10 protein-coding genes are annotated in these 9479 nt (G+C 70.1%); 6 read left to right on the top strand and 4 right to left on the bottom strand.

Annotated features, from left to right (window positions below; translation table 11 throughout):
* Position 1: 1 nt before the first annotated feature.
* The gene (locus ACIBJB_RS10040) at positions 2-757 is read left to right on the top strand and encodes an NPP1 family protein (protein ID WP_398928525.1); all 756 of its coding nucleotides are present in this window, start codon (positions 2-4) and stop codon (positions 755-757) included.
* Positions 758-797: 40 nt separating this feature from the next.
* On the opposite strand, the gene ACIBJB_RS10035 is transcribed toward ACIBJB_RS10040, so the two are convergent.
* Positions 798-1487: a TetR/AcrR family transcriptional regulator gene (locus ACIBJB_RS10035; RefSeq protein WP_398928523.1), complete on the bottom strand. Its 690-nt coding sequence runs from the start codon at positions 1485-1487 to the stop codon at positions 798-800.
* 95 nt (positions 1488-1582) lie between these two features.
* On the opposite strand from ACIBJB_RS10035, the gene ACIBJB_RS10030 reads away from it, so the two are divergent.
* Together ACIBJB_RS10030 and ACIBJB_RS10025 are read left to right on the top strand one after the other, a co-directional pair.
* The gene (locus tag ACIBJB_RS10030) at positions 1583-2710 is read left to right on the top strand and encodes an oxygenase MpaB family protein (protein ID WP_398928521.1); all 1128 of its coding nucleotides are present in this window, start codon (positions 1583-1585) and stop codon (positions 2708-2710) included.
* Between the two features lie 323 nt (positions 2711-3033).
* The gene (locus ACIBJB_RS10025) at positions 3034-3636 is read left to right on the top strand and encodes a HutD family protein (RefSeq protein WP_398928519.1); all 603 of its coding nucleotides are present in this window, start codon (positions 3034-3036) and stop codon (positions 3634-3636) included.
* Positions 3637-3824: 188 nt separating this feature from the next.
* On the opposite strand, the gene ACIBJB_RS10020 is transcribed toward ACIBJB_RS10025, so the two are convergent.
* Positions 3825-4790 carry a pirin family protein gene (locus ACIBJB_RS10020; RefSeq protein ID WP_398928517.1) on the bottom strand — a complete coding sequence of 322 codons (966 nt, stop codon included), beginning with the start codon at positions 4788-4790 and terminating at the stop codon, positions 3825-3827.
* A gap of 92 nt (positions 4791-4882) precedes the next feature.
* Here ACIBJB_RS10020 and ACIBJB_RS10015 point away from each other — a divergent pair, with 92 nt between their 5' ends.
* Together ACIBJB_RS10015 and ACIBJB_RS10010 are read left to right on the top strand one after the other, a co-directional pair.
* The gene (locus ACIBJB_RS10015) at positions 4883-5365 is read left to right on the top strand and encodes a MarR family winged helix-turn-helix transcriptional regulator (RefSeq protein ID WP_398928515.1); all 483 of its coding nucleotides are present in this window, start codon (positions 4883-4885) and stop codon (positions 5363-5365) included.
* Positions 5362-5808, top strand: coding sequence for a MarR family transcriptional regulator (locus tag ACIBJB_RS10010; protein ID WP_398928512.1), 447 nt, complete (start codon positions 5362-5364; stop codon positions 5806-5808). The genes ACIBJB_RS10015 and ACIBJB_RS10010 overlap by 4 nt, the downstream gene beginning before the upstream one ends.
* A 17-nt stretch (positions 5809-5825) precedes the next feature.
* Here ACIBJB_RS10010 and ACIBJB_RS10005 read toward each other — a convergent pair whose 3' ends face one another.
* A complete protein-coding gene (locus ACIBJB_RS10005; RefSeq protein WP_398928510.1) occupies positions 5826-7223 on the bottom strand; it encodes a PepSY-associated TM helix domain-containing protein in 1398 nt (465 codons plus the stop codon).
* A gap of 136 nt (positions 7224-7359) precedes the next feature.
* On the opposite strand from ACIBJB_RS10005, the gene ACIBJB_RS10000 reads away from it, so the two are divergent.
* Positions 7360-8004: a peptide deformylase gene (locus ACIBJB_RS10000; protein ID WP_398928507.1), complete on the top strand. Its 645-nt coding sequence runs from the start codon at positions 7360-7362 to the stop codon at positions 8002-8004.
* On the opposite strand, the gene ACIBJB_RS09995 is transcribed toward ACIBJB_RS10000, so the two are convergent.
* The gene (locus ACIBJB_RS09995; protein ID WP_398928504.1) at positions 8001-9440 is read right to left on the bottom strand and encodes a dihydrolipoyl dehydrogenase family protein; all 1440 of its coding nucleotides are present in this window, start codon (positions 9438-9440) and stop codon (positions 8001-8003) included. The genes ACIBJB_RS10000 and ACIBJB_RS09995 overlap by 4 nt on opposite strands.
* Positions 9441-9479 lie beyond the last annotated feature (39 nt).

Here is a 9479-nt window from a genome sequence, read left to right as displayed (position 1 = left end):
CGTGCGCAAGTTGAGATCCCTGGCCACGGTTCTGGGCGCACTGGCGCTCATCGTGGCGATCCCCGCGACCGCCCACGCGAACGTCCTGACTCTGCTGCCCCAGAACGCCGACGGGCTGGAGCAGACCTTCTCCCCCGCCTACGACTACGACGGCGACGGCTGCTACGCCACCGCCGCGATCGGCGCCGACGGCACGATCAATCCCGGACTGAAACTCGGCGGCGACGTCAACGGCAAGTGCCACGACTACGCCCAACTGGCCAACGCCAACACCTACTCACGGGCGAAGTGCGACAACGGCTGGTGTGCCGTGATGTACGCCAGTTACTTCGAGAAGGACCAGGCGACCCTGGGTCCGGCGGCCATCGGGCACACCCACGACTGGGAGCACGTCGTGGTGTGGGTCCTCGGCGACCAGGTCCAGTACGTGTCCGTCTCGCAGCACTCCGGCTACCAGGTGGCGGCCCGTTCCGCGGTGCGTTTCGACGGCACCCACCCGAAGATCGTCTACCACAAGGACGGTCTCTCGACCCACTGCTTCCGGTTCGCGAGCGGCAACGACGAGCCGCCGGAGAACGCCACCGGCGGCTGGTTCTTCCCGCGTCTCGTCGGCTGGAACGGCTATCCCGCCGGGTACCGCGACAAGCTCATCGGCGCGGACTTCGGCTCGGCGACCCTCAAGATCGACGACGGTGACTTCCCGTACGCCCTCGACCGCGCCAAGCCGTCGGGGATCAGCTTCGACCCGTACGCCTGACCGGAAATCGGCCGCCTCACGGCCATCGAACAGCCCCGGGTCAGTCCCGAACCCGGGGCGAGGACGGACCAGGCACCGTCAGTGCGCGCCGGACGAACTGCTCGCACGCGGTGCATGCGGCCTCGAAATCAATCTGCCCAGGGGCAACCAGGAGCTGCGCACCCGTACCGCGCAACATGCCGGTGATCGCAGCCGCCACACCAGCGGGCTCGACATCGATCCTGATGATCCCGTGCTCTTGGCCAGCGCGCACGTACTCCTCGATCTGGGTGCGAATCCGGCTGTCGAACTCGGCGAACACTTCTCTCAGGACCGACTCCTCGGGGAGCGCGGCCCCCCACAGCGCGAAGAACGCACGGGCTTCGGCGGGATTCCGGTCGATCCACGTGAGGTACGACCGGATCAACACAACCAGTGACTCCAGCGGGTCCCCGGTCAGGGCCTCGACGACATCGACGAGACTGCGCTGACTCTCTCGGGCCACGCGCTGAAGCAGCGCCACCTTGGAACCGAAGTGGTGGTTCACCAGGCCCCTGCTGTATCCGGCCTCCGTTCCGACGTCGGCCACCGAGGTCTGGTCGACCCCGCGGCGGGCGACGAGCCGGCTGGCGGCCTCCACAAGTGACTGCTCCGCCTGATCGCGCCGCTCCTGCTTGGTGCGGGGTGGCGTCTTGGCCTGTCCGGCGGGTTCAAAGGCGCTGGTCGCGGAGGTCCGGGGGGTTGACGACATGGTAAGAGATTACCTACCTTGAAAACAGTTGCTAAACGCTTAACAAGTAACTTCAGCTGCTCCGTCGTCCATCAGTGAACAAAGGAGTGTCCGACATGGCTGCCACAGAGAAGAGCCCTGACTCGGTCGGCCGAGTCAACCGGGTCGTCACCAAGCAACGTCTGCTCGGCACCGAGTCGCGGTGGCGACGGTTCGGTGAGCCCACACCTGCGGGCGGCTCGCTGAAGGAAGACGGGACGCGGGACTTCGGCGTTTTCGGGCCGGGAAGCGTTGTCTGGGAAGTGCTCCTCCACCCGGCTGTGATCTTTTTCCAGAGCCCCGCGCAGTTCGCGCTTCAGCTGACGTACAAGCCGATCGTGGCCGGCGTACGCGACTGGGACCCGATCTCCCGCAAGGCCCGAAAGGGCGAGCTCACCATCTTCGACCTATTCGACCGGGCCCAGCGGAACTCCGGGATCCACACGCCCATGTGGCTCGGAGACACTCCCACCGCCCAGCGGGTCGCCAAGCATCTGCGCAACATCCACGGCAAGGTGGCCGGGGATGTCATCGACATCGCCCATCCCGAACTCGGCGGCTACGACGCCAATGGTCCGCGTGACGCCATGTGGGCGGCCCTCACGGAGATGCACACGATGCTGTGGGTCTACGAGAACCTCGCCTTCCGCGACGGCAAGGCCCCTCACCGCCTTCCCCCCGAACAGCGGGACCGGTTCATTGCCGAAGTCGCCGAATACTGCCGCCTCTTCGACTCGCCCGAGGGAGAGATCCCCACGACGATGGCCGAGTTGAAGACGCTGTATGAGAAGTACGACGAGCTGTTCAGGCCCAGCTGGACGATGGACGTCATCCCCGCGACGGGGCAGAGCTTCCACCGGATTCAGAAGGAATCCATCAAGCAGAACTTCCACATCTCCCAGCTGCGAGTACAGGCCCGGCTCCTGCTCACCCAAAAGCTGTTCGAGTACCCGGTCATGGGCGCCGTCTCGAGGAAGACTCGGCGCAATATGGGCGTCGGGCCGTTGAAGGGCAAGGTTGCCGTCGCGTCGACAAAATTCATGCTGCCGCTCATCTGGCTGGCGCAGCAGCCTCACGTGGAGCAGCGCATCATGCGGGTCATGTGGGGACCTGATGCCGTTGAGCTGATCGAATCGGCACGCGAGTTGCACCGCCAGGCGAAGGCAGGGTTGCTTCCCGACGCACCGAGCAAGGTGGCCGCATAGGAGCCAGTCACCCCACAGAGGCGTGACCCGGCTGAGCCGGCTCCGGAAGTCGCCGTGTCGGCCTCTACGACCACTACCGGGACGTTCATGAACTAGCCGAGCCTCATTTCCATGTGGCCCGGCGCTCGCCATCGTGCTGAGCGTCGTGGGCCGGCCCGTCCGGTGAGGCGCCCCCGACCTCCGCACGTGGTCGACGCGTAGGCTTGCCCACACTCGATGATCACGTGCCTGGACGCTCCTGCCGTCCGACGACCGAGCGACCAGTGGCCCAGGTTCGCAGGTGAAGGCGGTCGACTGGGTGACGAGCAAGGAGGCGGCAGCGGATGGGCGGAGATGCTCTGCGCTGGAGCGAATACCGCAGTGTGCCGTGGAAGAACGGCGGCGGTAGGACCCGGGAGGTTGCGTCGGGCACCGTGCAAGCGCCGCCGGCCTCGGCGGAAACCGCGGACGGCTTCGACTGGCGGGTGAGCGTCGCGGACGTGGACGCGGGAGGCTCCTTCTCCGCCTTCCCCGGGATCGACCGCGTGATCACCGTCGTCGAGGGCGAGGGCATGGTGCTGACTGTGGACGGAGCACCTCATGCGGTCGGACCGTTGAGTCCCTTCGCCTTCTCCGGCGACGCGGCGACCGACTGTCGGCCGACGGCGGGCGCGGTCCGCACTATGAATGTGATGACCCGCAGGAGCCGGGCAGCGGCAACGGTGCGGATCGTCACTCTCGCCGTCGCGCGGGGGGCAGAGATGGCGTGCCCCGACGGCGAGACCCTACTCGTCATGGCCGTCACGGAGGGGATCGCCGTCGGCGAACCGGACGGACGGGAAACCACGCTCGGCCGTCTCGACTGCATGCGTCACGAAGGCCCGGCGGCGCTGACTCTACGGGGCGACGGCATAGTGGCCGCGATCAGGATCACCGCAGCGGGCTGACGGCGTGAACACCGGCGCCCGCAGGGGCGTCTCGTGACCTGCGCAAGCGACCGGGCTTCGAAAGGAACGTCGCAACCTGGACTGACGAGGCGTCAGTAAAGTCAGCAACGGCTCTGCCACAGGTGCCGACAGGACGCCCACACCGTCGAGCCGCTGCCCGCCCACCAACACGCAGGCGTTCCTGCGGGTCAGCGCACCCTCCCCCGCGGCTTCAACGGCAGCGGCGGCAGCTCCGGAGCGGGCAGCGGGGCGCCGTCGTAGCCCTTCACCTCACCGAAACGGGACCCGGCCATCCAGTCCTCACGGGCCTGTTCGATCTCCTCCTGGGACCGCCCGATCCAGTTCCAGAACATGACGAGCTCCTCCTCAAACGGCTCGCCGCCCAGGAGCATCAGGCCCGCGTCCGACTCGGCGCGCAGCGGGAGTTCGGTGCGGCCGCAGCCGAGGTAGAGCATCGAGCCGGGCAGCAGCGGCACGCCGTCCACGTGGGCCTCGCCGGACATGGACAGGACGGCGTACTCGAAGTCCGGTACCAGGGGCAGGCGTACGTCCGCGCCGCGGGCGAGGGACAGGTCGGCGCCGACGATGGGGGTGTACGCCGTTCCGGGCGAGCGTGCGCCGTCGAGGTCGCCCAGGATGAGCGTGGCCGTCAGGCCGGGTGCCGTGATCTGCGGCAGCTCGGCGTGGTGCTCGAAGCGCGGGTCGGTGTGGCGGTGGCCGTCCGGCAGGGCGACCCAGAGCTGGGCCCCGTGCAGGAAGCGGGCGTGGGACTTCGGGCTCTCCTCGGAGTGGCTGATCGCGCGGCCGGAGGTCATCAGGCCCAGCTCACGGGGGCGGATGGTCTGGAGGCTGCCGGTGGAGTCGCGGTGCAGCACCTCGCCCTGGTGCAGCCAGCTCACCGTCTGCAGGCCCATGTGCGGGTGCGGGGGCACCTGCATGCCCGGCTCGTCGGCGATGTCGTCGGGGCCGTAGTGATCGACGAAACACCAGGCGCCGACCATGCGGCGGCCCAGGTTGGGCAGCAGCCGGCGTACCTCACTGGACTCACCGAGCTTGACGCGCCGAGGGCTGAGGAGTTCGCGCACGGGTTCCGCCACCACGAAGCCGCGGCCGCCGCACCGGGCGGGAACCGGCTCGCGATCAAGATTGCTCATGTCGCCCAACCTAGACCCGTGAGGCGATCCCCGTCAGGCGCCCTGCCCAAAAATAGTAGCCATGGACATAGTAGCCATGTACCGTATCGAGCATGAGTACGGCATCCGAGGGCGCGACGCCCGGTTTTCTGGTCTGGCGACTGTCGATGAAGTGGCGGGTCGCGGTCGACCGCGCGGTGGCGCCGCTCGGCCTGACCCACGCCCAGTACTCGCTGATGGCATCGCTGTACGGCATGCAGCGCGGCGGCGAACGCCCGAGCCAGCGACGCCTCGCCGACCACACCGGCCTCGAACCGCTCTACGTATCCAAGCTGGCGCGCTCCCTGGAGAGCGCCGGGCTACTGGAACGCACCCGGGACCCCCGCGACCCGCGCGCGGTGCAACTGGCGCTGACCGAGGAGGGCCGTGAGCGGACCCTGCGGGCCATCAAGGTCGTCCAGGGGCTGCTGGAGCAACTGCTGGCACCGCTCGGAGGCCTGGACAGCGCGCGCACGCGGGAGTTCAAGCGCGAGCTGGCGACCCTGCTCGACGCACCTCTCGACCCGACGAACGCGAACATCGAGGAGCAGTCATGACCACCACCACTCCCGTCCTCAACCCCCGAGTCATCGCCCTGCCCCACTACGCCGCCCGTGCACTTCTCGAGCGCGTCCTGGCCCGTCACGGCGCGACCTTCCAGCAGTCCGTCACCCTGCGACTGGCCGCCGTCGCGGAGGGGCCGGTCGAGCGTGACCGCATCGTCGAGGACCTCGTCGGCGCACTGAAGATCGACGCGACGGAGGCGCACTCCGTGGTCGACGAGCTGATCTCCGCGGGACTGCTGGCCGGCCATGAGCCGTCCCAGGTGCGGATCACGGACACCGGACGGCAGTTGTTCGAGACGACGTCCGCCGAGACCGCCCCCCTCACCGCCCGGGTCTACGCCGGCATTCCCGAGGAGGACCTCGCGGTCGCCGGACGTGTACTGAGCCTCATCACCGAGCGGGCCGACGAGGAGCTCGCCGCCCTGAACACGTAGCGAACGGCACGTACGTGTCAGGTCGCCGTCACTCCCTTCCTGCCCCGCCGGTGGGCGACCTCGCCGAGGATCACGTCGGCGACGATGAAGCCGGCCAGCGGAACGCCGAGCAATGGCACGAAGTAGCCGAGGACGGCGACGACCACCACGCCGGGCACCAGGATCTGCGGCGGGACCTGTTGCCAGGCGCCGCGCGGGATCGGCCGGCCGAAGGCGGAGCCGCGGCCGCGCTGCCACCACATGCGGTAGCCCCACACGATCAGCAGGACCAGCGACAGCGCCAGGAGCATCAGGGCGATCTGGTTGACCAGCCCGAACAGGACGCCGGTGTGCAGGTCGATGCCCCAGCGGGTCAGCTTGGCGAGCAGCGGGTAGTCCGCGAACCGCACCGTGTCGGTGACCTCACCGCTGGTGGGGTCGACGGCGACCGCGTCCTGCTTCTCGGGCCAGCTGCGCTGCACCTGCCGTACGACATAGGCCGACGACTCGTCGGCGGGCGGGACCATCTCGACGGGATCGCCGAGCCCTTCGGTGCGGGCGGCGGCCAGCACCTTGTCGAGGCCGACGCCGTGCTCGGCGGCCCCGGCGGAGGCGGACGCGCCGTGGCCCGAGTGGTCGCCGCCCGCGGCCGCGGAGACCGAGGGCGTGGACTGGCCCAGGGAGGTGCGGAGTTCGTCGATGTTGGCGCCGGCGTACGTCGACCAGGTCAGTCCGGTCGCCGACAGGAAGATGAAGCCGGCCGCGGCCCAGACGCCGACGCTGCCGTGCAGTCCGAGGGTGCGGCGCCGCCCGCTGGTACCGCGGACCTTGCGCAGGGCGCGGCGGCGGGAGAACCACAGCGCGATGCCGCCGCCCGCGATCACCCACAGCCAGCTGGCGGCGAACTCGCTGTAGAGGCGGCCGTTCTCGCCGAGGTGGAGGTCGCGGTGGAACTCGTCGATCCAGGTACGCAGCGGCAGCGCGCCGGTGGAGCCGTACTGCTCGAGCGCGCCGCGGACCTTGCCGGTGTACGGGTCGACGAACACGGCGAGGGTGTGGTCCGGGTCGACTCCCGTCACCCCGGCCAGCAGCACCCTGGTCGTCGCGTCGTCCTCGGGGGAGGGACGTACGGCCGAGACGGTGCCCTCGGGGTGGGCCTTGCGGGCCGCGGCGACCTGCGTGGAGATGGGCAGCTTGCTGTCGCCGACGGCGGCGACGGTCATCTGGTCCCGGTAGACGATCTTCTCGGCCTGGAAGGCACCGGCGTACAGGAAGCCGGTGACGGCGGCGATGAGGAGGAAGGGCGCGACGAACACGCCGGCGTAGAAGTGCAGGCGCAGCACGAGCGGGCGCAGCGGGGCCCAGCTGCTGGGGGCCGGCGCCGGGGCGGCCGGTTGCGGGGCCTCGTCGGTGGTCGTCGAGGGGGCGATGGACATCGGCGGCTTCTCCGAGGGCTGGGGACGGTGGCGGTCCAGTAGTCGGAGGAAGGGGGCGTCGAGTTCCCGGGGCGTGAAGTGACCTGCATCACATAAGGAGCACGCGGCTCGCCCGGTGCCATGGCATCCTGGCGCGATGGCAACTCCGAGTCATCGCGCGCCCCTTGCCGAGCTGGTCGAGGAACTCCTGGCCACCGACGGTCCGCTGCCGATCGTGGCGGCCGGCGAACCGGTCCTGCGGCGCCCCACCGAGCGCTACGACGGCCAGCTGGACGCCGTCCTCCTGTCCCGTTTCGTCGAGGCCCTGCGCATCACGATGCACGCGGCGCCCGGCGTGGGGCTGGCCGCCCCGCAGGTGGGTGTCCCGCTGCGCATCGCGGTGATCGAGGACCCGGCGCCCGTACCGGAGGAGGTGCGGGAGGCGCGCGGTCGGGTTCCGCAGCCGTTCCGGGTCCTGGTCAATCCGTCGTACGAGCCGGTCGACACCGAGCGGGTGGCGTTCTTCGAGGGCTGTCTGAGCGTGCCGGGCTGGCAGGCCGTGGTGGCACGGCCTGCCCAGGTACGGCTGACCTGCGAGGACGAGAACGGCCGCCCGGTCGACGAGGTGTTCGGCGGCTGGCCCGCGCGGATCGTCCAGCACGAGGCGGACCACCTCGACGGCATGCTGTACCTCGACCGCGCCGAGCTGCGCTCGCTGTCCTCGAACCAGGCGATGGCCGAGCGGTGGACGCAGCCGACGCCGGAGCAGGCGGCCGCGTCCCTCGGCTTCGAGCTGCCTTAGTTGTCCCGGTAGGCCTCAAGGAGCCGCAGCCACACCTCGCTGATCGTCGGGTACGACGGGACCGCGTGCCAGAGCCTGCTGATCGGGACCTGGCCCGCGACCGCGATCGTCGCGGAGTGGATCAGTTCGCCGACGCCGGGGCCGACGAAGGTGACGCCGAGGAGGATCTCGCGTTCCAGGTCGACGACCATGCGGGCCCGCCCCCGGTAGCCGTCGGCGTAGAGGCCGGCGCCCGACACCGACGCGAGGTCGTAGTCGACCGCGCGGACCCGGTGGCCCGCCTGTTCGGCCTCCGCCAGGGAGAGGCCCACCGCGGCGGCCTCCGGGTCGGTGAAGACGACCTGGGGTACAGCGTCGTGGTCGGCGGTCGCGGCGTGCGCGCCCCAGGGGTCCTCCTGGACCGGCGCTCCGGAGGCCCGGGCGGAGATCGCCGCGCCCGCGATCCGCGCCTGGTACTTGCCCTGGTGGGTGAGGAGCGCGCGGTGATTGACGTCGCCGACCGCGTAGAGCCAGTCGCTGCCGGTGACACGGAGGCTGTCGTCGACCTCCAGCCAGGTGCCGGGCTCCCGGCCGATGGTGTCCAGGCCGATGTCGTCGGTGTGCGGGGCGCGTCCGGTGGCGAAGAGGATCTCGTCCGCCTCGATACGGTCGCCGGTGCCGGTGACGACCACGACCGTGCCGTTCTGGCGGCTGACCGACTCGACCGACGTGCCGGTGCGGACGTCCACGCCCGCTTCGGTGAGCGCCTCGGCGACGAGTTCGCCCGCGAAGGGCTCCATGCGGTTGAGCAGGCCCTTCCCGCGCACGAGAAGCGTGACCCGCGAGCCGAGTGCCTGCCAGGCCGTGGCCATCTCGGTGGCGACCACTCCCCCGCCGACCACGACCAGCCGTCCGGGCGCCGCCTTGGCGCTCGTGGCCTCGCGGCTGGTCCAGGGCTTGACCTCGTCGAGGCCCGGCAGGTCGGGCAGGACGGCGCGGGTGCCGGTGCAGACGGCCACGGCGTGCCGGGCGGTCAGCACCTTCCGTACGCCGTCGGGCCCGGTGACCGTGACCGTGCGCTCTCCGGTGAGACGGCCGTGGCCGCGGTGGAGGTCGGCGCCGATGCTCTCCAGCCAGCCGATCTGGCCGTCGTCCTTCCAGTTCGAGGTGAAGTAGTCCCGGCGGGCGAGGACCGCGGCCGTGTCGAGGGGGCCCTGCACCGAGGCGCTCAGGCCCGGCAGGCGGCGCGCGTCCGCCTGGGCGATCACCGGCCGCAGCAGGGCCTTGCTGGGCATACAGGCCCAGTAGGAGCACTCTCCGCCGACCAGCTCGCTCTCCACGACCGCGGTGGAGAGGCCGGCCGCACGGGTGCGGTCGGCCACGTTCTCCCCCACGGGTCCGGCACCGAGCACCACGACGTCGTAGACGCTGCTCGAGATGTTTTCCGTTTCCGTCATGGGCCCAGTCTGGTGGGTGGTGTGCGCTCGGGCCACCAG

Source organism: Streptomyces sp. NPDC050759 (assembly GCF_044456945.1).
Lineage (GTDB): Bacteria > Actinomycetota > Actinomycetes > Streptomycetales > Streptomycetaceae > Streptomyces.
Note: the sequence above shows the minus strand (reverse complement) of the source record. Positions and strands in the feature narration are given on the sequence as shown.